The 26,092-nt window shown below is 27.5% G+C and carries 19 protein-coding genes and 1 riboswitch; of the genes, 1 reads left to right on the top strand and 18 read right to left on the bottom strand.

Features of this window, described 5'->3' with window-relative positions:
* Positions 1–210 precede the first annotated feature (210 nt).
* The 17 genes from HCG70_RS14865 to HCG70_RS14935 form a co-directional block, all read right to left on the bottom strand.
* On the bottom strand, positions 211–1,014 hold the full coding sequence (locus HCG70_RS14865; RefSeq protein ID WP_042403023.1) for a hypothetical protein: 804 nt from the start codon (positions 1,012–1,014) through the stop codon (positions 211–213).
* 374 nt (positions 1,015–1,388) lie between these two features.
* On the bottom strand, positions 1,389–2,645 hold the full coding sequence (locus HCG70_RS14870) for an ATP-binding protein (protein WP_311776473.1): 1,257 nt from the start codon (positions 2,643–2,645) through the stop codon (positions 1,389–1,391).
* A gap of 12 nt (positions 2,646–2,657) precedes the next feature.
* On the bottom strand, positions 2,658–2,780 hold the full coding sequence (locus HCG70_RS17530; protein WP_260457835.1) for a hypothetical protein: 123 nt from the start codon (positions 2,778–2,780) through the stop codon (positions 2,658–2,660).
* Positions 2,781–2,785: 5 nt separating this feature from the next.
* Complete coding sequence (locus HCG70_RS14875; RefSeq protein ID WP_042403020.1) at positions 2,786–3,349, bottom strand: accessory gene regulator ArgB-like protein; 564 nt, start codon at positions 3,347–3,349, stop codon at positions 2,786–2,788.
* Between the two features lie 259 nt (positions 3,350–3,608).
* Entirely contained in the window at positions 3,609–4,046 is a 438-nt protein-coding gene (locus tag HCG70_RS17535; RefSeq protein ID WP_311776474.1) for a YibE/F family protein, read from the bottom strand.
* Complete coding sequence (locus HCG70_RS17540; RefSeq protein WP_260457836.1) at positions 3,935–4,330, bottom strand: YibE/F family protein; 396 nt, start codon at positions 4,328–4,330, stop codon at positions 3,935–3,937. The genes HCG70_RS17535 and HCG70_RS17540 overlap by 112 nt, the downstream gene beginning before the upstream one ends.
* Positions 4,331–4,383: 53 nt before the next feature.
* A complete protein-coding gene (locus HCG70_RS14885; protein WP_221697920.1) occupies positions 4,384–5,877 on the bottom strand; it encodes an alkaline phosphatase in 1,494 nt (497 codons plus the stop codon).
* A gap of 254 nt (positions 5,878–6,131) precedes the next feature.
* Entirely contained in the window at positions 6,132–7,604 is a 1,473-nt protein-coding gene (locus tag HCG70_RS17710) for an immunoglobulin-like domain-containing protein (RefSeq protein WP_221697921.1), read from the bottom strand.
* Positions 7,605–7,793: 189 nt separating this feature from the next.
* Complete coding sequence (locus HCG70_RS14895; protein WP_221697922.1) at positions 7,794–13,766, bottom strand: fibronectin type III domain-containing protein; 5,973 nt, start codon at positions 13,764–13,766, stop codon at positions 7,794–7,796.
* Between the two features lie 315 nt (positions 13,767–14,081).
* Positions 14,082–16,415: a PAS domain-containing sensor histidine kinase gene (locus HCG70_RS17715; protein ID WP_221697923.1), complete on the bottom strand. Its 2,334-nt coding sequence runs from the start codon at positions 16,413–16,415 to the stop codon at positions 14,082–14,084.
* Between the two features lie 227 nt (positions 16,416–16,642).
* Positions 16,643–17,155: a hypothetical protein gene (locus HCG70_RS14905; RefSeq protein ID WP_221697924.1), complete on the bottom strand. Its 513-nt coding sequence runs from the start codon at positions 17,153–17,155 to the stop codon at positions 16,643–16,645.
* Positions 17,156–17,353: 198 nt separating this feature from the next.
* The gene (locus HCG70_RS14910; RefSeq protein ID WP_221697925.1) at positions 17,354–18,040 is read right to left on the bottom strand and encodes a BsaA family SipW-dependent biofilm matrix protein; all 687 of its coding nucleotides are present in this window, start codon (positions 18,038–18,040) and stop codon (positions 17,354–17,356) included.
* Between the two features lie 62 nt (positions 18,041–18,102).
* On the bottom strand, positions 18,103–18,669 hold the full coding sequence (locus HCG70_RS14915; RefSeq protein WP_221697926.1) for a signal peptidase I: 567 nt from the start codon (positions 18,667–18,669) through the stop codon (positions 18,103–18,105).
* A gap of 8 nt (positions 18,670–18,677) precedes the next feature.
* A complete protein-coding gene (locus tag HCG70_RS14920; RefSeq protein WP_221697927.1) occupies positions 18,678–19,337 on the bottom strand; it encodes a BsaA family SipW-dependent biofilm matrix protein in 660 nt (219 codons plus the stop codon).
* Positions 19,338–19,354: 17 nt separating this feature from the next.
* Positions 19,355–21,988, bottom strand: a complete 2,634-nt coding sequence (locus tag HCG70_RS14925; protein ID WP_221697928.1) for a fibro-slime domain-containing protein — start codon at positions 21,986–21,988, stop codon at positions 19,355–19,357.
* A gap of 61 nt (positions 21,989–22,049) precedes the next feature.
* Positions 22,050–22,132: riboswitch (cyclic di-GMP riboswitch) on the bottom strand.
* Positions 22,133–22,360: 228 nt separating this feature from the next.
* A complete protein-coding gene (gene wecB / locus HCG70_RS14930; protein WP_195952620.1) occupies positions 22,361–23,479 on the bottom strand; it encodes a non-hydrolyzing UDP-N-acetylglucosamine 2-epimerase in 1,119 nt (372 codons plus the stop codon).
* 178 nt (positions 23,480–23,657) lie between these two features.
* Entirely contained in the window at positions 23,658–24,467 is an 810-nt protein-coding gene (locus tag HCG70_RS14935; RefSeq protein WP_042401126.1) for a B-box zinc finger protein, read from the bottom strand.
* A 202-nt stretch (positions 24,468–24,669) separates the two neighbouring features.
* Here HCG70_RS14935 and rbr point away from each other — a divergent pair, with 202 nt between their 5' ends.
* The gene (gene rbr / locus HCG70_RS14940; protein ID WP_042401121.1) at positions 24,670–25,266 is read left to right on the top strand and encodes a rubrerythrin; all 597 of its coding nucleotides are present in this window, start codon (positions 24,670–24,672) and stop codon (positions 25,264–25,266) included.
* 124 nt (positions 25,267–25,390) lie between these two features.
* Here the strand turns inward: rbr and HCG70_RS14945 are convergent, their stop codons facing one another.
* Positions 25,391–25,846 (bottom strand): hypothetical protein, encoded by a 456-nt coding sequence (locus tag HCG70_RS14945; RefSeq protein ID WP_221697929.1) that lies wholly within the window; start codon positions 25,844–25,846, stop codon positions 25,391–25,393.
* Between the last annotated feature and the right edge of the window lie 246 nt (positions 25,847–26,092).

Below are 26,092 nucleotides of genomic sequence, written 5' to 3' on the forward strand. Positions count from 1 at the left end.
AATATTACTGGAAATCAAAATTTCCAGTAATATTTGATTTATAAGAAACTATATTACACAAAATTATCTACAGTCTCTAGACTAATTTAAAATTATATTTATTTATGTTAATAAAAAGTGTTAAAAATATTAAACCTGCGAGTTTATGTTTTTAACACTTTTCGTTATAATATTTAAATTCATTCTTTGCCTAAAAAGGCTATATCCTATTTATTGCCATTTTTCATCTTTCTCTTTAAATAACTTACTACTCACTATTGATAAAAGCACACATAACAATAAAACCAAATAAATAATACTTAATACTCTATATCTATTCTTCTGACTAATCGTATCAGCTTTATTAATCGAACTATTACTTTCAGAATCATTTACTATAGTATTACTAGCATCACTTACTTCAACTTTATCTATATTTGTATCATCTTCATTCATATCATTATTTATACTATTTTCATTTGTATCTTTTTTTTCTGAAACTGATGAATCTTCATTATTATTTGATATACTATCATCACTACTATCTATATACTTCAATAAATCATCATACTCTTCATCTGTGAGTGGTGATTTTTTATAATTCTCATAATATTTTTTTACATCTTCAATATGGCATTTTAGTAATATCTCATCATTTTCTTTATCCTTAATCTCTACTTCCTTATTATTTGAATCAATCTTAACTTCAATATCTAAATCATTTGCAACTCTTAATGCTTCACTATATATTCCAACAAGGTCTGATAAAGAAAAATCACTTATTTCTTGACCTTCTTCAATCCTAGAAAACACTTCACTACTATTATTCATTATTGCTTGAAACTCTTCAGCACTAATATCTAAGTTTTCTATGTGATCACTAATATTTTTTGAATACTCTTCTGGAATTCCTATTTCTTCAAGCTTTACTTTAAATAAATCAACATTTTCACTATTTACCGGCAATATAAATGTATTTATTAATAAAAAACTAACAGTAAACACTTTAGTTACTCTTTTAATCACTCTCTTCATGTGTTTAACTCCTCTTATAAATTCATTTATTTTGATTATTGCCATAAATCATAAAAATAAACTTTATCGTATAAATGCTTACAGCTTAAAAAGTCCAATTATCCCTATTTAATTAAATCCACTTCTTCTAAATGTTTTGTTGATGATTAAAGTATACTTGTTGTTTTTTAATTTGATGCTGCTTTTAATTTAAATAAATCTCAAGCTTTTAAAATTTAAGGACTCCCATAACATATAAAAATTAGTTATGAGAGTCCTCATTATTTAATAATTAATTTATACTTTTATTTAGAACATTTTTTGAATGCCAATAATTAAGTAAAGTCAATATTAAAACCTTGAATTAATGGCAATATGTATTAAAATATGCTCGTCTAAAGTTTAGGTATATTTATAGTGAATTCGGTAAAATCATCATCACTTGATACACCTATAGTTCCATTAGCCCCTTCAATAATTTCTTTTACAATTGAAAGTCCAAATCCATTTTCTTTTTTGCTATTCTCTTTTGTTGAAAAACCAACATCAAATATCTTATCTATTATATCTTCTTTTATCTTTGGGCCATTATTTTTTATTTTTACAATTATATGATTCATATTATAATATGACTTAATTTGTATTACTCCAGTTCCATTCATTACATTAACAGCATTTCTTAATATATTAGAAATTACTCTTTGAAACTCTACTTCTGAAATACAAATATCTTCAAAATCAATTTGATCATCTAATATAATATTTATTCCTTTATGTTCTATCCCATTAACAATAGCCGCCATAACAGAATCAGAACCATTTATTATTTCAATTTCTGATGCTACATTACTATTGTTATTGATTATATCTTTTAAAGCAGACCCTAATCTTTCATGTTGTCCCATTAAGTGTAGTCCATATAAATATGATATCTGTGCTCCATAATCATGTTTAACTTTTTTTAATTCGTTATTCATTTCTTCTAAAGCAAAGTTTACATTTAATATTTCTTTTGCTTTCTTTTCTATATTAAAGAAGTATAAAGTAAGTAGAACAATAAAGATAGAAAAACTTATAAATACAAACTCTTTAAATAATGGATTATCTCTATCATGCACTATCGCACTAAACGATACTAAAAAATCCATAACTATAGTTACAATAACTATTGCTATTATTGATATATTCCTACTTCTTATTACCTTATAAATTTTCTTTATGAAATTCTTATTATATAACATTAAAATAGCCATTATATATTGTGGTAGATACATAAATATTATCATACCTAATTCGGGATATTTATCTAAAAATATGTATTGTAAATATCCTAAATAAATATTAGAACATATTATTAAATTTATTGCTATAGATATATATACTATCCCAAACCCTATCATTGCTCCTAATGGGTCCTTTTTAAATATTATTATCAGTGAAATTAACATTACTAAATGTATGAATATTGTTCCTAAACTCGAATTTCCTACAAGTCCAGTTGTAATTTCAACTATAGCCCATAAAATTACTACCATTGCTATTAAATCTTTTGAACTTTTTTGATATATTTTTTTAGTACAATAATTTGAAATATAAATTAAAGCCATACTTTGTAATAAACTACTAATTGAGTCTGCTATATTGATAATCACTTCTGTCAAAACCTACCTTAATTTTTTTATAGAATCTGGCATTTCTTCCACACCTATAGTTAATATTGATGCTGTCCCTGAATTTACTAATAATGTAGATACAAATAATAAACAACTTGCTACTATTCTTTTCATTATAATCACTCCTTTCTTTTATATTTATTAAACATTAGCATCGTTTGTACAACATTAGTAAGACATATAAGCTCACCATATACTGTACTTTTATAACTAATAATTGATAGCATTGCCAATAAAGATACATTAACTAAACCTATTTTCCGATTTCTTCTTATAAGCTTTTCTTTTGTTAATGGCATTTTTTCATTAATTACTGGAGCTCTATGATATATACAAAATATACTAAATATATTCAATATAATAATAGATACCATATTTAATTCAATACTTCTTCCTAATATAATCAAGCCACATACTATTGTCATTGTTGCAAAAAAACATTTTATCTGACTATCTTCATGATATCCACCAATAAATGGTTTAGTTATTATTATTGCTAATAATACAGCTAGTCCTTCTTTTAAAAGTCCTAACATATATAAAATTAAAACTATCAAAATAAGCTTTATTAATTCATAAGTTATTACAGTCAAACTATATTCAATATGCTCCCTTTGCTCTTGACTATAACTTACACTTCTTGATAAACCGTTTATAATTACGTTTACTATTCTCTTTACCATTAAATACCCCAACTTAACTTTCTACATAAATTTATAATAATTATATCATATTTTTTCCTTATTTTTTGACATATTTTATTTATTTTTATCATTTTTCTATAAAATAAATAAAATTTAAATTATAACAATAAACAATAATGTAAACAGTACAATTTATTGTAATATTTATATAATTATTGTTAAATGAATATTGAAAACTATATATTACAATAAATTTAGACCCAAATAGTCAAACTTCTTCACCATTTGGGTCTAAATTTTAAAGCTTATGTTTTTTTGTATAAATTATACTACAGATTAGAGATGTTAAAGGTGATACTATAACAAGACCTATACATCCTACAAATGTTTGTACTATTTCAGATGAAATAAATTTTGTATTTAATATACTCATAAGCGGAGTCCCTTGTGCCATATAAACCATCATTACTCCAATAAAACTCCCCATATAAGCTAAAAGTAAAGTTGTAGTTTGAGAGCCAACAACTGACCTACCTACATTAAGGCCTGATAATAATATTTCCTTCCTAGATATATCAGGTTTTTTATCAACTACCTCTTCTACGGCTGCTGATATATCAATTGCTAAATCAAGTATAGCTCCTGAACATGATAAATAAATAAATAAATACCAGCTTGATATATTAAAGTTAAATTTAAATTTTGATATCCAGAATAAATAAGAGATTCTGACCACTGCAATATTGATCCATGAATATTAATACCAAAGAAAATAGCAAGTACACAAGTTATAAGTGATGATGCTATTGACCCAAAGATTGCACTATAAGCTTTTTTAGTAAATCCTCCTACTAATATAAGAGTTACTGTAGATATCACAACACCTATAATTAATGCTAAATATATGGGATGATATCCTTTAAGGAGCATTGGAACAAATACCTTTAATATACATATCAATGTAAATGCAAATGATATTATAGTTCTAACCCCTGTACTACCTGAAAATGTAATAAGCAATACAACAAAAAATCCTATTAATAAAACTTCTAAATGTAACCTATAATGATCCACTAAGTTTGCAAAAAGAAATTATTATCATAGAATCCATTAAATTCTTCAGCTCCTGCACCTATTGCATAAACTGGAACTGGCAATCCTGTATGTGAATAAGATGTCCATCCAATACCAGCCTTATTATTTAATATGTGAGTTAAAGTTACTGTTAATGGCTCATATCCACCATATAATATAGTAGCTTCTTCACCAGTAGCTCTTTCCTCTGCTGGTTTTAATGTCTCTTCGTAAGCAGCTTTTACTTTATTAAGTTCATATTCAGTTAAAACTAAAAGATTATCATCTGCCCCTTCTTTAAGTAATCCAAAGTTTTCTGTAACTAAAGAAAAAGTATCATCAAAAGATGCATTTGGATTAGCTTCTAAGTAAGTTTTTAACACTTCATCAAAAGCCTCATAAGACATTTTTTGATTTGAAAGTAAATCAAAAGCAGTATCATAGCCAGTTGTTGCTTGACCTAAAGTCATACCCCCTGTTTCATGGTCACCCGTAACGATAATTAAAGTTTCATCTGGATGTTCATTGTAAAACTTAACAGCTTCTGAAATTGCTTCATCAAATGCTACTACATCTTGAATATTACTCATAGCATCATTAGCATGCCCGGCCCAGTCAACCTTACCTGATTCAACCATCATAAAGAACCCTTCTTCATTATCTAAAACATTTATTCCAGTGCTAACTAAATCACTTAATTTTAACGAATCTTCATCCATGTCAATGCTATATTCCATAGCTCCACCAACTAACTCTGGATTAATTGCATACACCTTTCCACTTTCGTTGTCAAGAGATAATATTTCATCTTTATCTCTAGTTACTGTATATCCCTTTTCCTCTAATATTTCATAAATATCTCTTTGATCTTTATCTTTACCTGTAGGTTGCCCCAATTCCCCACCTGCAAAGTAATCAAAATCACTATCTGCCATTTGAAGTGCTATATCATAATAACTATTTCTCGATTCTACATTAGCATAAAACGCTGCTGGAGTAGCATGGTTTAATGTAACTGTTGAAACTATCCCAACCTTATATCCCTTTTCTTTTAATTGTTCAGCTATTGTTGTTACTTCTGTAGTTTTATCAGCTTCTAACCCTATAACTCCACTATGTGTTTTAACTCCTGAAGCTATTGATGTAGCTGTTGAAGCTGAGTCTGGTGCAAAGGATGTTGAGTCTTGAGTTGATGCTGAGCCTGTAACTGGGAATTCAGTAAATCCTAATCTTGTTAATTCAACTGAATCCTCATTATCAACTGTTCCGTTATATATTTGTGCACCATTTACTTGTGGATAAGACATTCCATCCCCAATAAACATAAATATATACTTTGCCGTAGATGTTTCTTGTGATGCTTCATTACTAGCTACTACTGTGTCTATTGCTGCATTTCCACCTTCTGAATTATTGCTAGAACAAGCTACCATACTAAAAGTCATAGTTGCCACTAATGATGCTATTACCCCTATTTTTTTAAACCTATGCATTGTTAATTTCCTCCCTCATACTTTTAACAATTTAATAATTTAACGATTTTAGTTTTTCCCTACTTAAAATATAATAACCATTATTTTGATTAAATTGGTTAACATGAGGTTAATTTCCAGTTAAAACTCCATATTATTCAAATAGTTCAGTTTATTACTCCTTATATTATTTACCTTGTTATAAAAATAAGTAGCCCTCTAGGATGCAACATTATGCTGCATCCTAAAGAGCTATTTAAATCACTTAAAACTATTTATTTCTTTTTCTTTTTTGTAACTAAGTATATTCCACTTCCTATAATAGCAGCTGCTATAGCTACTATTACTCCATAGAATACTCCTTGCCCTGTCTTAGGAAGTTCATTTTTCTTCTCACTATCAGTATTTGTTATATTATTACTTGTTGTATTGTTATTTGTACCATTATTATCTGTACTATTATTTGTACCATTATTTTCATTATTATTTGCTGATCCTGATCCATCTGGTTGACCTGGCTGTTCTGGTTGATCCGGTTGAGTCGGTTGATCTGGTTGATCCGGTTGAGTCGGTTGATCTGGTTGATCCGGTTGAGTCGGTTGATCTGGTTGATCTGGAACTACTGGTGCCTTCTCAACAGTTAATACAATATCTTTTCTAGATTCATTTCCTAATCTATCAGTAGCTACTAATGTAATCTTGTACTCTCCAGCTACATTTAAGTCATAATTTCCTTCTATATTAACATTAATAGTTCTTCCTAAATAGTCAACTGCAGTTATTAAATCAAGTAAATTTCCTACCTTACCTTCAGTAACAACTAATTTTCCATCTCCTTGTCCATTATTGTTAATAGTAATTGTTGGAGGAGTTGCATTATTAGCATTGACCTCTTCAACCATAACAGTTTGTACTAAAGTTACCTCATCACCTTCACTATCATTAACTGAATATTTAATACTATATGTACCAACCTTCTTAGTATCAACTTTACCAGTTACAGTAACCTCATCAACTGAAATTTCTCCATCTTCTTCATCATTAACTTCAATATAACTTTTTGCATCAAAAGTGTCACCTTTAGATACTATTATACTTCCATCAGCTATTGCAGGAGAATTTTTTAAGCTTATTACTGGTAGTGAATTTATAGTTAATTTTTCTTCACTTAAGTTAGCCATATCAATTCCACTAACTTGTCTATTTGTATCGTTAATTACATAGCTATAAGATTCCCCTTCAGCATTAACATTAGCTTCAATACTATATGCTGATTTTCCTACTGAATCTTTTTCAACATTTATTTCACAAATTTCTATTGTTCCACCATTTTTAACTAAAGGTTCACTTGAAACTATGAATATCTCCATAGATTTTTTATCATTACCCATTTTTACATGAGTTTTTAAATCACTTGAACTTTCATCTGCATATGATTCTACAAGCCATTTAATGCTGTCTTCTCTAAACTTTGCATTACCATCAATCTTTAAGCTTAATTGTAATGATTTTATTACAGGAGTAAAGTTTTCTAATTCTATCTTCACTTTATCTCTTTCTAACTTTTCAACATTCAATTCAACAGAGACATTGCTACTCTTTTCTTTATTATCTGCTGAAATATTTTTTGTCACTGCACATGTACTTACAACAACTGCAGATAATGCAATTAAACTTACAATTCTTTTATTATATTTATTATTGTTAGCTTTTCTAACAGATTTTTTTTCAAAATTATCTGGTTTCATTTTATCCCCCCATTACTTTAGTTTTGAGTTAGTAGCTAATAGTTAGTGGTTTAAGTAGAAACTCCTTGCGGAGTTTCTTCCAAATACACTTTTTCAAATTCAGCTAAGCTGAATTTAAACCATAACTTGTCACTTGCTAACCTTGTGACTTGCCACTTAAAACTTGTCACTCTCTAAGCTTGCTAAGCTTTATCTTGTTTCAGTAATTTTTTCAATTACATTTTCCTTAATTTCAAAAGTCTTAACATTTGATTTGCTTCTTGTTGTAGTAGTACCTGAAGATAATACTATTTCTGGTAATTTATCTGGTACTGCAATTTTAAATGTATCACTTACAAGTCTTTGACCACCAGTTAAGGCATCAGCACTATCTGTTCTATATAATTCTGCAAAAATCTCAGTGTTATCAGTCATGAAATTTGCTGCATCTTGTGGTTCAACCCAATAAATCCAGTTACCTTCTGATATTTCTTCTAAATCTCCATTATCAGGAATTTCAGCCATAAGTATTCCATTATACTTATCTGCAATATGCTCTTCATTTTGATTTAATACTAAAGGCACATTGAATGCAGGATTTCCTCTATATTCCCCAGTTATAACTATTGAACCTGCTGGTATTGATTTTTCTTCATTTTCAGCAGTATCAGGGTTGTCAACTTGATAAACAAATTTATCCTTTAATATTCCAATACCATTTTTGTAATTAATATTGTCATCAGATACACCTATTTCAATATTATCTCCTGGAGGAGTTAATACTTCTAATTCTGCTGCCGAAATACTCTTAGTTCCAAGAGCTGTAACCTTAACATATCTTGCATTATATGAATTTAATTGATTTCCTCCAGTAACCCCTTCTTTATCAAAGTAAATTGTAGCTGTAGGATTATCTGCTGTTAAATCTAATGTTCCTTCCTTAACAGTTGTCCAATTAGAACCATCTTTACTTACTTCAATTTTATATTTATTAAGAGCTGTACTTACTACAGATTGTTTCTTAAATATGAATCCTGAAGTTTGTACTGGTGCAGTATACTTAATACCAACTAAAGTTTTCATTTCAGTTGTATCTAATACTACATATGGATCGTTATTTGGATTCATTTCAGTTAAATGAACTGAACTATTAAACTCATCCTTAGTTAACATTCTACCTTCGTAAGCAGTAGTATTGTCATCATCTAATGCAAGTTTTAAATCTTCATTTTCATTACATGAATGAATATCGTTATGCCCTTCATCAACACTTATAGTATTTGTAGTTAAAATCGTACTAGACTTAGCAACTCCACCATCATGTCTAACCTTAACAGTTCCTAATTCAACTGTATTTGTAGGATTTAAATTATAATCATATGCAACTGCTGAATAAGTTACTACTCTGTTATTCATATTATCAACAACATCAGTATAAACTGTATCTGCAGAAGCCTTATCTCTTTCAATAAATCCACAAGGTTTACCATTTCTATAAATTTCATATCCTAAGATATTATCATTGCTCTTATCTACAGATAAATTAATAGTAACATTTTTATCATTTACATAAGAACCACTTACAATTTGATTTCCCTTAGAATCAACGCTAAAACTAGCTGAAAGTGTAGTTCCTGCTTCCATATCTGCAGTTCCTTCCATTCTTCTTCTTCTAGCTTCATCATTTATATATTGAATCTTTCTAGTTTCTTTAGGGAATTGAGATACATATTTTAAAGTTGTAGCATTTGCCACTATTCCATGAGCTTCATAGAAATCAGTTAAATCTTTTTCTGCAACTTTTGAAGTCATTCTTATTAACCATTGATCTCTATCTCCATCAGCTCTTTCTTCTTCTGTCATTTCTCTATATGCTCTATTTAATTTTGCATAGAATGAATCATTACTTAAATCTGCATCATTATCTGTAAATAACATCTTATAAGTACTGTCATCTTCATATGCTAGGTATGGTTGCCATAGCATGTTTACTACAACAGTTCTATCAGTAGATAATCCTATAGTATTTGAAGTTACCTTCTTATATAAATCTTTCATTGCTGATGCATATGGACTATCTTCATCTAACATAGTTCCAGTTATTGCAGTCATTAAGTTATTACTTGTTTCTGGATAAAGTCTATCTCCAATATCCATACAGTGACCCATTTCATGGCCTATTAAACCTCCATAAAGGTGTGCTTCACTTGCATTTATAACATTTCCAGCATCATCAAATTTATAAGGAACACCTTGAATATATTGTGCTGAACCAAATCCAACACCTATATGGTGACTTGATGCATAAGCCGCTGCTCCCATCATCATTCTTTGATACTTAATATTTAATCTTGTAAGTGGTGCTCTATGCTTTTTGAAATATGCTTGGTCTTCTTCATCAATTTGACCATTTCCATTAAAGTCTTGAACTTCTTCAAATACACCTTTCTTAGCAAAACCAACTTGTACTTCTTGCTCCCAAGCTAAAAGTGCATCATAAACTCTATTTACTTGAGCTTCTGTATCACCTTCTAACCCACTTTCTATACCTCTTAGTATTTCTGATGCAGGTAATGTAAGAGTAAATCTATCTCCTTCAATATCTGTTGTATTTAAAGGTGATGTTTGTTCATCATAAAGATATATATTATTTATCTTATCCTTATCACTAACTTGAGTTGGGTAAAGTGTCTTAATATCAGACATATATGTTCTTAATTCTGATATGTAAGTTCTAATCTTATCTTTAACTTCACTTTCCTTAGAATCATCATTTATTAAATTATTAACATTTAAATGAGGAATTTCTGTAACTCCACTTAAACGTATTTGTACATTTGCAGTTGTAGAACCTTGAGTAACTCTAGCCATAACTTGACCACCCTTTTCTACATCGGCAGAAATAATTGTTGGAATAGTTATTTCAGTTCTACCAGGTGATATTGTATAAACCTTACTTATATATTCTCCTGGTTGTCCATAATTTTGTAAGAATACTATATCAACCTTTGTATTAGGATCAGATGAACCCATATATACAGCTATTTGCTTAGCTGTTCCATCATCATCAACTGAAGGTCTTGCAACACTTCCTAATGATTGATAACTATTTTCCATTCCTAAAGATGGTCCTTCATTATCAGTTCTGATACTAGCATCAAGAGTTGTTATTTTTTCTGAAACTTCCTTATCATTAAATAACTTTTGTGCAATATCTAATTCCTTTTCTAAAACAGACTTTTCTGGATGATATTCACCACAAATAGGATCTGGAGTATTTAATCTCTCTGCTAACTCATCTAACATATCTTGAGTTACTGTATCTTTAAGAACTAATCTTAAATCATCTTCATATAAATCTTTTATATCATCTGCTAAGCTATCATACTCATAGAATTTAAGCTCTGATATTCTTTGTATACTTCCACCATATCCAGATGTATCTACCTTTATTTTATTTGTAGTTATTGGTTCTTGTAATTTTACAATATAATAATTATGTCCATTAGAAGACTTTTCAGTTATTGATTCTGTATAAACTACTTGTTTATCACCATTTTCATCCCAATAAGTAACCTTAACTTTATATAAGCCCATATAATTTCCTTTTTCTAAAGTTTGTCCAATTCCTATTGAGCCTATTGTATAAGTATCATCAAATGTAATCTCTGAACCTCTATCAGCTCCATAACTAGCTCCTGTATCCCAGTTATCAACCTTCCATTCAGTAGTAAAGTCTCCATCAACTAATGCATATTCAGAGTCATAATGTAAGTAATCATCTTGAGTTGCCCATCCATCAGCATCTAGCTTATTACGTACATCAATGATATGTGTAGTACCAATTTCATTTTCATCTGTTGGTCTATTTATAAGCTTGTACTCTTGCATTACTGGTGGATTAACTGATGTTGTACTTGCTATATATGTCTTAGACATTTCACTTGTACCTAAATGGTTAGTTGCTGTAAGTCTTACTTCATAAGAAACATTATCTTCAAGCCCATTAACTGTATAGCTATGACTTCTTACTAATTTACTCTTATCTGGATTAGTAATATCTTGGCTACCTTCAGCAACTTCTTTATTATTATCATTTGCTTTTATCCAATTTTTATTTTCATCACCAATTTTTCTATAGTAAATATCAAAGTCTCTTGCTTCAGAATGCTCTTCCCAGCTTACTGTAAATGACTTATATCCTTGCTCTGTTGTTAAGTTTCTTGGTGGCTCTGGTGAATTTAATGGAACAACTTGTATTTCTGATACACTTCCCTTATCACCATTGTAGTAACTATCAATTGGATTAAAGTCAGCATCTACGTTATCTGCCTTTCCATCAAAAGCTGATGGTACATCATCTTCACTTAAGTAACCACTGCTCCATTCACCATTTAATGATTGAATACTTACTCTATATAAGTCGTAAGGCTTAATATCCTTATCTAATATATTTATATTTGTTTCGTTTGTTTGAAGCTTCTTTGTACTAACAACTTTTCCATTAGCATCAAGTTTTTGATACATTACTTCATATGATGTTACATTTGGTTGCGCTTCCCATGATATTGTTATTCTTTCATCATGTAATTTTGTTGATGTTTCTAAAGTTTTTATTGTAGGAATGTTCATATTTGGAGCTGGAACTTCCTTATATACATTATTTAAAAACTCAATTTTTGCTATTTCAGAAATATTTTTATTTCCTCTATTTGCTGTTACATTTATAGAAATCTGTTTAACAGCAACTTGAGTTCCTAAATCAATAACTATATCCCCATCCACGCTTCTTGAATATACTGATGCTGTTGAAACATCACTTGAATTGCTATTAAATTCAATTGTTTGTTGAACACCATTTTCATCAGTATAAGTTATACTTCCTGCCTCTGGCATTCCCGCATTTGCATTAATAGAGTTTTCAGGAGCCTTTAATACTATTTTCTCCATTTCTACAGCTTCATTGCCATTTCCAGTTCTAGCTAATCCATTTTTCCTCATAGCACTTGATAAATCAATATCAATAACTAATGGTGATTCTTTACTAGGAGCCTGTCCATCATTTTTCGCAATTCCTATTGATTTCTCATTATCTAAGAATATATCTTTTAAGTTATCTCCAAATTCTAACTTAAATTTACTTTCATCTACGTTAACATTATTAACATCAAGGATTGCATCAGTATTTTCAATTACTACTTGACCTTGGCTTAATCCAATATTTTCATTAACATAAGTTAAATCAGCAATGTCAATTTTTCCGTCTTTATTTACATCATATTTTGAGTTATATGATGATCCGATATTTTCAAATATAAGTTCATAGTCACCCATATCGATTTTTCCATCACCATTTACATCACCAGCTAAAAATACTCCATTATATTTTAAAGCTTCATTACTACTATTTCCTAAAATAACTCTCTTTGAGAAATCCATTATTTCTATATTTTCAACCGTAGTATCTACATAACTTTCAGCAGTAATTTCTGCACTATATGTTCCAAGTTCTAATTTTTCTATTGTTATATGTAAGAAGTAAATATCATTATCTCCACTTTCTAACGGTAACTTCTTTGAATTTAACGTTTCAATTTTATAAGTTGCACCATTGCTGAAAGTTCCTTCTTCAACAGATAAATCAGTTATTACTCCAATCTCTTGATTCTCTTTACTTATTTTAAGCTTCATAGAATCTGTATTTGATATTGGCATTGCAAAATTCATATCAAATTCTAATTTCCCATATCTTTTAGCTGATTGTAAATATGTAGAATCATTAGATTTTGAAAGTTCTTGTTGCTCACTCTCTTTGCTATCTACTTCGCTAGCCTCTGAATTTAATTCTGAAGATTGTTCTGAATTTAATATACCTTCATTCATCATTTCATCAGCTTCATTATTAGAAGTTGTTTCCTTTTCAGTACCTTCTGTTTCTACAACTTCATCTCCTAAATCTGTCGAATCATTATTATTTTCTGTTACCATTCCTTCCTCAGATGAACCTTCAATTTTCTCTATATCTTCTATGGTAACATCTACTGAGCTATTAGCTTCTTCATTAATATTAGCATTAATAGAATCATCTATTTTTGTTACAGATTTTATAGTATCTGCAGATACAGTAGTTAAATTTGTAGTAGCTAAAGCAGTTGCAATAGTACACGATACTATCTTTTTCATTTACACCTCTCCTTTTTTCGCCAAATATAGATAATTGCCTTACTTAGTACTTATCTTTTTATATTTTACTCTATTTTTTTCGTTTTTTAAACTCTTTACGTTCATTTTTGTAATTGTTTTTTGAATTAAATTAAATTTATAATTCAATTTTTATTTTTTATAAATTTAAAAATATAACTTTTATATAATTAGCAATTTGTTAATTATTCATTTACTATTTGTTTATTTTTCTCCTACTTTTTCTTATTACTTTTCACAACTTATAATAAAGAAACACCATCTTAAAATTATTAACATTTTAAGATGGTGTTTAAATTAATACAAATTATATATATCGGATAATTCTGCATCTATTTCTTTACTGTTCACTTCGTAAATTTTACTAATATTATCATGTGAACTTTCTAAACAATTATCCGGTAAAATTATTCTAAAGGTACTCCCTATCCCTAATTTACTTTCAACAGAAATACTTCCATTATGTAGCTCTATTAGCTTTTTAGCAATACTTAATCCCATTCCACTACCTTCATTTTTTCTTCTCAAGGAATTATCAACTTGTAAAAATGGTTCAAATATATTTTCAATCATCTCTTCACTTATACCTATTCCATTATCAATACATTCAATAATTATCATAGAATCTTCACATTTAATATTAATATGTATTTCACTATTATTGGAGCTAAATTTAATAGCATTAGCTAATATATTAGTAATTACTTTAACTATTTTACTTGGATCGCAACTTACTATCTTTTCCTCAAATTCTGTATCAAATATTATATTAATATTATTTGAATACTTTGCAATATAGGTTACAATTTCTTCTACTAATTCAACTATATTTATATTTTTAAAATTCATCTCAATATTTTCATAATCTAGTCTTAATGTGTCAATTATATTATTAATAGTCCTATATATCCTCAAACAATTTACCTTTACAGGCTTTTTATATTTACTATATATGCTTACTAATTGATCTTTATCAGAAATATCTACATTCTCTAATAATTGAATTACTGAAAAAATAACATTTATAGGTGTTATAAATTCATGATATAAATTTATAATGAAATTATTTTTTATTCTTTCATGTTCTTTAAATTTATCATATTCTAAAAGTAGGTTATTATATTTATTACTTTCACCCGGATTTCTTGCTAAAATTATCTTGTCCACTTTAGATATTTCTTTATCCTTTATCTTTAAAGTTATAGATTCAATTTCTATAGTTTTTCCTTCATCTATACTTATAGAATATCTTATTTTTTCATTTATTTTTGCTTCAAAATTTTCTCTTTGATCAGGATTACTTACTAAACTAGCATAATTTATTTTCTTTTGTTTAAAATCAATATCTCCAATGTACTTTTTAGCTGTTAGATTTAAAAATATAATATTTCCATCCTTATCAAGAGCTATTATCATCTCTTGTATATCATCTATTATATCCGATAATATTTTTTCATTATTTTTAATTTCTTGATTTTTACGATACTCTTCAGTTATATCATTAAATTTAAAAGCATAATAAATCTTATTATTAGGTGTATATATTTTTTGACCATAAACTTCAAAAACTCTATCAATATTTTCTACTTCTAAAACCTTCTTTATATCAGTGTTTTCATTTAAAAGATTAATCAATCCTAAGGTACTATATCCACCTTCATGTAAACTTCTTCTTATATCCTCATACTGCTTTAGTTCATCCTGTGATTTACTTATTGATTCCCTAAACTTTTTATTTGCATAACATAACTCTCCATTGCTATCAAATAGTGCTATTTGTTCACTATAATTAAACTCTGCTAATTTATAAAATATTTTCAACTCAAAGCTTAATTGTACATTTTCTTTTGTTTTCAAAAGAACTTGCATAAAAACTCCACATACTATAAATAAAAATGAAAACTTAGTTAAACCCATGTATAGCTTAAGTATTCCAAAATCATTTTCTGTTTGAAAATTAAATATTTCATATATAATAATAAACTTTCTACTAACTAATAATGAAATGCTTGTAAGCACATAAGAATATACTACATCTAAGTTCTTAATAGCATTTCTAGCTAAAATTATAATTGCTATGAAACTAATAATAACTGATAGAATAATTGTAATTATTATTAAATTCATATATCCCATAGCTCTATATCTATTTATTAGATATCTTTCTATAGAAATATTAATAATGGTAAATCCTATAACTAAATTTGATACTATTATTTTTTTACCACTTGCAATAAGGCTTTTTATACGATTTATATATAAAATTGATATTAATATTAGCGCTCTTAAAATTGTATTAATTATTCCCCAATTTTCAATTCCAAATATTCTTTCATATATTATACCTATTAATAAATTTAAATATATCAATGAAATAATAAAATACTCATCTTTTTCATTTCCTATGTAATAAATTAAGCACCCTAAATAGGCCATTATGTTTAAAAATATACAAGTAACAATATCATGTGTAGGTGCTATAAAACCTTGCCCCACTATATATTCATATCCAACTTCATAATCTATAAATAAGTAAACAAAAAAGCCAATAACTAATAATGAAGCTAATATAAGTAATACTATTATTTGATTATTCTTTTTCACTACTTCTTCCTTACCTAAATTAAACACACTCTTATCCCCTAGTTCTAATTCTAAAAGTAAATTTTTTCTTGTACATTTAACTTTACATTATTTTCTTTTTATGTTCAAGTATAACATATCACAAAAATAATAGTAATTTTTTATAAATTAATTTATTAATTATATATTTTTTTGCTAAATTTAAAAATAGCTAGTAGATATAAATCTATTTCTAGCTATTTTTAAATTTAATTTTTCCTTATTATCTCTAAATACTAATGTTTAGTTATATTTCTTTTATTAATATTTTTCAGACCTATTATTATAAAAATTAACGATATTATAATTTGAATATATACATTATTATATCCTGTTTGTGGTAGGTGTTTTTCTACTGTTATTTCTTCCTTAATTTCATTATTATTTATATCTTCTAATTTAATATTTTCTTGTATATTAATTGCTGTAAATACCCATCTTACTTCTACTGTTTTATTTTTATACTCATTTCCTACAGTTGAACCATCTAAAGTAACAACAGCCTCTATATTTTTAGTTTCCCCTGGATTTAATGTACATATTTTAATATTCTCTTCAAGACCATTTGTTGCTTCTGTTCTTCCATTATATATTTCTTTATCTTGGTGGTTTATTTTAATAGTAAGTTTTTTTAATAAATCAAACTCTTCTTCTGGTGTTATTCTCTCTGCTCTAAGATATATTTCATAAGGGTGATCATATTTATTAACTAATTTTATTTCCCCTTGAATAGAATCTCCTGGCATCATATTTTCTTCTACTAAGAAGTGTTCTGAATCTTCTAGAAATACTATTCCATTAGCATCTCCTATTAATTGTATATATGCACTTTTTTTAAGTGAATCTGCATATATATTTGGATTAATTATTAATAAGAGTGAAATAGTAGTTATTAATATTATTATTAACTTTTGAATATTTAATCACCCCTTATTTTATATACATTATTATTGATAAACATACTGCGGTAAACATTCCCACGATTCTGTTTCATTAGTTACACCTGTTGTTTGAATTCCTTCTGCTTGAACTATTACTTCAAAATTTAATCCCTTATAGTAGTTATCATTCTCTCCTTGAACAAATGTTACACTTTTTAATAAAGCTTCTGTTGTTGCTTCAGGCTCTAATATTTGATTGTAGTAATAATATCCATCTGATTTTATATCTGTCCAGGTATTCCCCTTTGAATCACTAACATTATTTAGATTTAATTTAATTTTCCCATAATCCAACTCCTTTGCACCATCTTCATACTCACTCTCACTATAATATTCTATCCTTCCATCATCTTTTTCTTTGTAATATTTAACTTCCTTATCTCCAACTTTCCATACTTTAGTTATTTTAACTCTTAAAAATTGTTCATAATTAGCTGTACTATTAACAGTAACCTCTTTATCCATTGTCATTCCTGGAAATACATCATCATCATATTTACCGTCTCCATCTTCATCTTTAAACTCTTCTTCTATTTCTATTCCTGCATCTGGATTAGTTGGTTCTTTAGTTGATGCTGTGCTAAATTTATTTGTTACACTATCATTTGATGTGAACCATGCAAAAGTACCTCCAACAATTCCCACTGTTAATATTCCCGCTACTAATAATGTTATAATTTTTTTCTTATTCATTCTAATCCCCTCCTCTTAATTGTTCATTTTATGTATAATATTTAAAATAAACTATCAGCACTTTAAAGTTTTGTATTCAATTTTCTTTCTAATTTATTGCTACTGATAGTTTTCTTTTTTACAAATATAAATTTATTAATTACCAAAACAATAATGATTGTAGACAGTAATGCTCCTAAAACCACTATTAAATTTTCACCTATAAATTGGAGGTATTCTCCAATTCTCGGTATAGATTTTTTAACAACACCCTCAACATTTCTATACTTTACTTCACTAGGATCATTTACATTATTAGCATCACCTCTAGTTACAAATACCTTACCCTCATCCGTATCCATAACTTCAACAACTCTATGAGTAGTAATACTATTACTTCCATCAAAATTATAAGTTATGATATCCCCTACTTTAATCTCTTCTTCCTCTGTTTCCTTAATAATTATTAAGCTACCTTCATCAAAGGTGGGGCTCATACTCCCTGTTAATACATTAAGAAATTTATATCCTAATAAACTTGGAAGTTGTCCTATCTTTTTAGAACTAAATATATTTGCTATAACTACTATAAAGCTTAGCAATATTGCATAAAATAAAATATTTCCTAATATATTTATTAACCTCTTCACTACCTCTCTCACCTCTTTAACTTTTTGTTATCAACAATTCCTTTAAGTATTTCATATATCTTTTCACTTAAATTAATCCAACTACTTTTAAACTGGTACTCTAAAATCCCATCTCTATCAGCATCATAGCAAGTTGCCTGCACAGCTTCTGTTTTTATATCAACTATCAAGATTTTATCTTTATATTCATCCGGTAATTTAAAACCATCTTTAATCTTTACGGAACTTAGCAATTCACTAGTACTTTCTCCTGAGGAAAGCTTATTCATATAATAGAAATAGCCATCATCACCATAAATCCAATAATTATCTAATCCCTTTGATTCTACTAAGGTACTTACAAGATAATTAGAAAAATTTAATTGAATCATACTTGTGTCTCCAATAAAATTACTTCCATCCATATTACTCCATCTTGGAATAACTGCAACTCTAACTAAACAATCACTTTTCCCATTATTTTTTATAGAAACGCTTTTTGTAGTTAAATTTCCTTTCCAATCAAATATGTTTTCAAAGCTTCCTTCATCTATTTCTATATTTATACTTCCTGTATCAAATTCATTTACCACTATATCCTTCGATGTGAATACAGCCATTGTCCCTCTTAACATCACTATTATCACTAAAAGGAAAAGTAAAATTAATAATTTATTTCTATTACTCATTAGATTCTCCTCATATTTTAATTTAATTTGGGAGCAAAATTAAATTTATTCTCAATATTAGATTCATCATAAAAATAGTTTTCATTTACTTTTTCATTTTGTAAAATTATCTTTAAATTATTGTTTGTACCATCTAAGTTTATTTTTCCATCATTTAAAACTTTATTTTCTATAGTAATACTATTTAAAACATAATTCATAGGTACTATTTCTGTAATTTCATACTCTTGATATTTTAAATTATCTAATTTATATTCAATACCTTCTATAGCCTCTATAACATACTTAGAATTATCATAACCAGTTGTAGTAATCGTAAACTTCTTATTGTCATTTTCAATATTAACTACATTCTTTTCAATAATTAAACTAGCTGGCCTAATATTTATTGCTACCTCTGCACTCCTATCTCCTAACTTAGGATGTAATATTGTTACCTTATTAATTGCTTCATTATTAATATTATTGAGAATTGCATTAGCATCATTAACTGAAACTTGCCATTGAGCATATATATCTATATATCCGCCTGCTGCAATACCGAAATCGTCCTGATTTAAAGTTCCACTATTTCCTTCACTATCTATATAAGTAAAATTCCAATTATCTTTAATATTCATTTCACTATTTCCACTATCCAAAGTATATAATTTATCATAAATGCTTAAATGCGTTATACTAGCACTTGTATCAGTTCCTTCTATTTTAGAATTGTTTTTTACAACTATTTTAAATTGAACTTTATCTTCAGGAACTAAAGCTAAAGGTTTACTATTATCAACAAAATTATCATTTATCTTATATACTTCCTTAGACACATTAAAATCATAGTTTATTTTCCTAACCTGTACTACAACATCACAGCTAGCTTCTGCTTCTTCTCTTAAATCTATCTCACTAATTTCCCATTGAATTTTAGCTGTATTTTGTATTTGAGCTATATTTTTTTCATCATCACTTATATCAATAGTAGTAAAAATATTATTACTTTTTATTTCTAAACTTTCTCCTATTTTTAATTCAGATAATCCACTCAAATCAGTAACAATACCGTTCTTTATAACTTGTATATCCGCATCTTCATATTTATTTCCATTTAAATCATATATCCCTTTTTTATCTATTTTTAAATTAAGCTTTTCATCAACTAATACAATGTCTTCAATATCATTATTTGTAATATTTTTTATATTAAATTTATAAAATATACTATCACCTTCATTAACAACACTATTAGATGTCAATTCCTTTTCTTCATCATTTTCTATTACATATGGAGTTTTAATAAAATCTATATTTTTAAACTTAATATTAGTTTCTATTTTTAAATTTGATTCGCCTGTATGCCTTTCCATATAAAAGAAACTAAACTCATTAACTCCATTACGACTTATATCATAAACACTTGGATTTTCTCCATTTTCATATCCTGCTGCAGTTGTAACTATTAACTTATTGCTATCACTTGTATCAGGAGTTATCATAAAGTATGAGTCTTCTGCTCCATGAATTCCTGATAAATCAATAACCTTTTTCCCATTTAAATATATCCAAACATCATCATCTCCAGAAAAGCTAAAAAACCATCCTCGCCTTGTTTGCCCATTAAATTCAAATGTTGGAACTTCATCCCCTAAAATAAACTTAGTTTTTCCTTCCATTGTGAAATGATAATTAAGATTTCCTATATAATGAACATTATTTTCACTTTCATTTTCATTCAAATAATAATTCATTTCATTACCAAAACCCTCACCATTTATAGGGAAATATCCCTTTTTAGTTGGACCCTCTTCTCCACTTATAGAACTATCATAAACATAACTTCCATTATCACTTAAATTTAAAGTTATTTTTTTATTATTTATAGTTTTATTATCACCAAAATGAGAGTATGGATTATTATCAGAAGTGATATAATGTAAATCATTAAATAAATTATTTAAATAATAATAAACATACCTATATGCAGTATTAATTTCATTACTATCTTCAATTTCTTGGTAAGTACGATTTTTTGTTCTTTCATACCAACTTTTTGCATCACTATAATCTCCAAGACTATTAATTTTATTAAATGCTATATCAAATATATCTGCTGTAAGCTTTCTTTCACCATTATAATAATTGTTATTAGATGCTATTTTTTCTGAATTCTTATGATATCCACTTGGATCCAAATCTCCATTTCCCCACTTTTCGGATTTTTGTCTCATTAATTCATTTGCAATATTTCCTATAACCCATTCATTATCGAAGATTGGTTTACCTTCCTCTGATAAATCACTCGTACTTCCCGAATATTGATCTGAAAAGAAGTTCTTTCTAATCCATATTGCTCGTTTTCCTTCTTCTTCTACCCAAGAAAATACCCCTTCTGGTTCAAAGAAAAAACCATCTGCTTTATAATCTCTTATAGTTACAGGAATACTTATACTTTCTTCCTGACCTTTTGATTTTACATTTATCTCTTCGTTACTTTCCACACTGTTCATAGTTGAAAATTTTTGAGCATTAATAGCTGCAGTAGGAATAAAAAACGTAATTATAATTAATATAATAAATATAGATAGCAATCTATTTCTTTTTTTACTTTTAAATTTTTCATGTTTACCATCACTTTTAGATCTTAACCTATGCTTTCCCTTCAATATTCTCACTCCTTTATACAAAAAAAAGGCTAAATAATAAAAAATTATAAAATAATCTTTTAAAATATAGCCGGTTGCATCACTTACTCCATATATCCTAAGATGCCCAACTACAGAATATATCTCATCGAATCTATTAAAATTTAATTTTATATTTAATTCTTATAATTTATAGTAATCAATTATAATACTTAATTATTAAAATTAATTACTATAAATTTATTACTACTCTATTGTTATTATATTACATATTTTTTATTCTTTTCTTATTTTTGTATTTCTATCGTAATATTCTACTGTTTTTCTTAATAATTGCATATAAAAATCCTCCTAAATAAGTAATACTTCAGTATTACCCTTAGGAGGATTTTGTTACTTAAAATATTCAATTATATTATTTACTATTCTTTCACAAGCTTTTCCATCTCCATATGGATTAGCTGCATGTGCCATTTTTTCATAAGCTTCTTTATCATTAATAAGTTCATTTGCTATATTAAAAATATCATCCTTATTTATACCAGCTAATTTAACTGTGCCAGCCTCAATAGCTTCTGGTCTTTCAGTTTCAGTTCTTAAAACCATAACTGGTTTACCCAGTGCAGGAGCTTCCTCTTGAATTCCTCCTGAATCAGTCATTATAAGATAACATTTAGCCATTAAATTAGCAAAATCAACATACTCTAAAGGTTCAATTAAATGTACTTTATCTTCAATTCCTCTGAACCCTTCAGTTGCAAGTTCCCTTATTAGTGGATTTTTATGCATAGGGAATATAACATTAACATCTTCATTTCTAGCAACCATTTCTCTAACCGCTGCAAAGATTCCCTTCATTGGTTCTCCCCAATTTTCTCTTCTATGCGCAGTTAATAAAATTAATTTCTTATTTTCAAAATCTATCTTATTTAAACTTTCATCTTCAAACTTATGATTTTCATCTACTACACTTAAAAGTGCATCAATTACAGTGTTACCTGTTATATATATATTATTATGTATATTTTCTCTTTCTAAATTTTCCTTATTACTCTTTGTTGCAGCGAAATGTAATGTTGCAATTGCTCCAGTAAGCTTCCTATTTGCTTCTTCTGGAAATGGTGAATATATATCTCCAGTTCTAAGCCCTGCTTCTACATGCCCAATTGGTTTTTGATTATAAAAAGCTGCTAATGCTCCATTTAATGTAGTTGAAGTATCTCCATGAACTAATACTATATCTGGATTACATTCTTTAATTACCTTATCTACTCCAGTTAAAACCTTATTTGAAACATCTACAATTGTTTGTCCATGTGACATTACATTTAAGTCGTATTGTGGCTTTACATTAAATATTTCTAAAACTGCATCTAACATTTCTCTATGCTGACCTGTTGCACATACTATTGATTCTATTCTTTCATCCTTTTCTAACGTTTTAACTAATGGACACATTTTTATTGCTTCAGGCCTCGTTCCAAATACGCTTAAAACCTTTATCTTACTCAATATCCTTACCTCCTATATTGAATTTATCTCCTTAATTTATTTCATTAATCCTATTTTACATTATTAAGTATACTAATAAAACCTTTTACAAATAAAAATGTTAAGATTAAAACTCTATTCAAAAGATTGATTTTAATCTTAACATCAACTTGCTTAATAATCTTGTATTTAATTAAACTTATTCCTTATCTAAACAATTTGCTATTACAATTAAAGCAACAGGAATAATGTAAGATAACATGCTTATAAATGGACTAATGTATATAAATCTTAATGCAATATTTCCAGTAATAAATATTAATAATGTAAATATCGCAACTACAGCTATTGGGGCTATAATCCTAACAACCTTTTTCAATTTCATAAAGTTCTTAAATGATAATGCTGCTAATGCAATAATTATTAATGGTTCAATTAATGTTAATAAAGAATTTATAAAGAAAAATAATGCTCTAACCCCTTCATCATACCTTATTGAAAGATACATATTTTCAAAGCAATCTGCAAAACCACCAATAGCCAAAACCACCTTAGGAATCAAAAGTGCAATTGCTATTATTGATAAAACATAACTTGCTTCTTTATACTTTCTATCTATTTTAACACCTGTATTTCCATATTGATTAGTTTGATAATTTGAATATAAATTTTCTTGTGAATTATTATTTGAATTCCTATATAAACTATCGCTTACATTCACATTTGTATATGAATTGACTTTCCCTAAATCTAATTGTTCTTGATTATTATTTGGGTTATTTATTTCATTTATATTATTACCTAAATTACTATCATTAGTATAATTCATATTATTTGAATTATTATTATAAGTATTATCATTTTCATTATCTGTTGAATACATTTCAGAAACACACTCTTTGCAATAATATTTATTATTAATTTTTACTGCACACTCTTCACAAATAAGCCTATTACATCTGACACACATTCCTTTTGCTTCTCTATCATGATGTTTTGAACAATTCATATTTTATCAACCCCTATCTCTATCTACATATTTTATCACTCTTCCATAATAGCTTTCAATACACTATTGGAAATTTGAGGTAAATTAATTAGGTTATTTTCTGAAATTTTTTTGAGTTTTTAAAGAATATTGCCCTATTGAATAAAATTTGGTAAATTGCATAGAATATAAAATAAACGAGATGAAAGGATGGTAATTTATAATGACTGATTTTAATTCAAGTAAGACAAAAGAAAATTTACTTAAAGCTTTTGCTGGTGAAAGCCAAGCAAGAAATAGATATACATTTGCTGCTTCTGCTGCTAAAAAGGAAGGCTATTCTATCTTACAAGATTTATTCCTTTATACTGCTAATCAAGAAATTGCTCATGCCAAACAATTTATGGATAAATTAAAAGAATTCTCCGGACAAGAAATAGAAATTACTGCTTCTTATCCTGTTGAAGTTGAAACTAGTACTTTAAAATTATTAAGATTAGCAGAACGTGATGAAAATAACGAAGGGGTAAATGTTTATCCTGAATTTTCTAGAATAGCTAAAGATGAAGGTTTCCCTGATATAGCAATATTATTTAGTAATGTTGCTTCTGTAGAAAATGTTCACAGTAAAAGATTTAAGAAATATGCAGATAGACTTGAAAACGGATCATTATTTAAAGATACTGCAACATCAGCTTGGATGTGTACAAATTGCGGATTTATTTATGAAGGTCAAGTAGCTCCTGCTAAATGTCCTGTATGCGCTCATCCACAAGGCTTTTTTATTAAATTTGATGAATCATCTTTTGAAGGTAAATAATTAATTTTAAATATAATATAAAGCCCAAAAAATCTTATTTCTTGATATTTTCGGGCTTTTTTTATATCTTAATCTTTAAAGTTCATAACTAGCTTCTAAATTAATATTACATTCTTTTAAATTATTACTTCTCATGAGTTGCTTCCCACTGAATATCACATTCTTCCATATTATTAATTTTATTTAGAACAAATTTATTACACTCATTACTTATTCTTAATTTTGAAGTAAATTCTTTAAAATAATCCACTAATTCTTTTCCTTCTATTTCTGCAGTTATATAATTACTTACCGTTCTACTTAATTCCATTAATATCTTACAACACTTCATATCAGTTTCTTCATCTAACTTTCCTGATGTAACTGCTCTATAAACAATATATCCATAAATAGCTGAAAGCTTTAAGCAATCATCGACTTTTTCATCTCTTTTATCTTTTTTTCTATTTTCTATTTTTTTAATATCTTCTTCACTACATAATTCTTCATCAACTATAAAGTGTATTGCTGCAACTACAAAATCTTTCTTCAAATTATCAGTTAATTTTTCTTCAATATAATTCATAATTATACTATCCATACCTTTCCCCCCTAATCCTTTTATAATGCATACCTAAAAATTATCTTCTTATAAACCCCTATAAAATTTACTATATAAACTAAGTGTTTCTGTACTGCATAAAATCATTTATATGTCCTCATGCAAAAGGAATCATACACAGCTTTATCGTCATTACACTTTTTTTTAAATGACGAATTGTCAAGCTAAGTGCAACACTTAGCTTGTTCTTCGTTAAATGCTTCTAACGGTGTCTTGTATCCAAGA

This window comes from Clostridium sp. K04, assembly GCF_019734375.1.
Classification (GTDB): Bacteria; Bacillota; Clostridia; order Clostridiales; family Clostridiaceae; genus Clostridium; species Clostridium saudiense.

Bases quoted from the DNA above. Each gene is read 5' to 3' on its own strand.
- HCG70_RS14865 (WP_042403023.1), bottom strand. From the start codon at position 1,014: ATGAAGAGAGTGATTAAAAGAGTAACTAAAGTGTTTACTGTTAGTTTT.
- HCG70_RS17530 (WP_260457835.1), bottom strand. From the start codon at position 2,780: ATGAAAAGAATAGTAGCAAGTTGTTTATTATTTGTATCTACATTATTA.
- HCG70_RS14875 (WP_042403020.1), bottom strand. From the start codon at position 3,349: ATGGTAAAGAGAATAGTAAACGTAATTATAAACGGTTTATCAAGAAGT.
- HCG70_RS14885 (WP_221697920.1), bottom strand. From the start codon at position 5,877: ATGCATAGGTTTAAAAAAATAGGGGTAATAGCATCATTAGTGGCAACT.
- HCG70_RS17710 (WP_221697921.1), bottom strand. From the start codon at position 7,604: ATGAAACCAGATAATTTTGAAAAAAAATCTGTTAGAAAAGCTAACAAT.
- HCG70_RS14895 (WP_221697922.1), bottom strand. From the start codon at position 13,766: ATGAAAAAGATAGTATCGTGTACTATTGCAACTGCTTTAGCTACTACA.
- HCG70_RS14905 (WP_221697924.1), bottom strand. From the start codon at position 17,155: ATGATGCCAGGAGATTCTATTCAAGGGGAAATAAAATTAGTTAATAAA.
- HCG70_RS14910 (WP_221697925.1), bottom strand. From the start codon at position 18,040: ATGAATAAGAAAAAAATTATAACATTATTAGTAGCGGGAATATTAACA.
- HCG70_RS14920 (WP_221697927.1), bottom strand. From the start codon at position 19,337: ATGAGTAATAGAAATAAATTATTAATTTTACTTTTCCTTTTAGTGATA.
- HCG70_RS14935 (WP_042401126.1), bottom strand. From the start codon at position 24,467: ATGAATTGTTCAAAACATCATGATAGAGAAGCAAAAGGAATGTGTGTC.
- rbr (WP_042401121.1), top strand. From the start codon at position 24,670: ATGACTGATTTTAATTCAAGTAAGACAAAAGAAAATTTACTTAAAGCT.
- HCG70_RS14945 (WP_221697929.1), bottom strand. From the start codon at position 25,846: ATGGATAGTATAATTATGAATTATATTGAAGAAAAATTAACTGATAAT.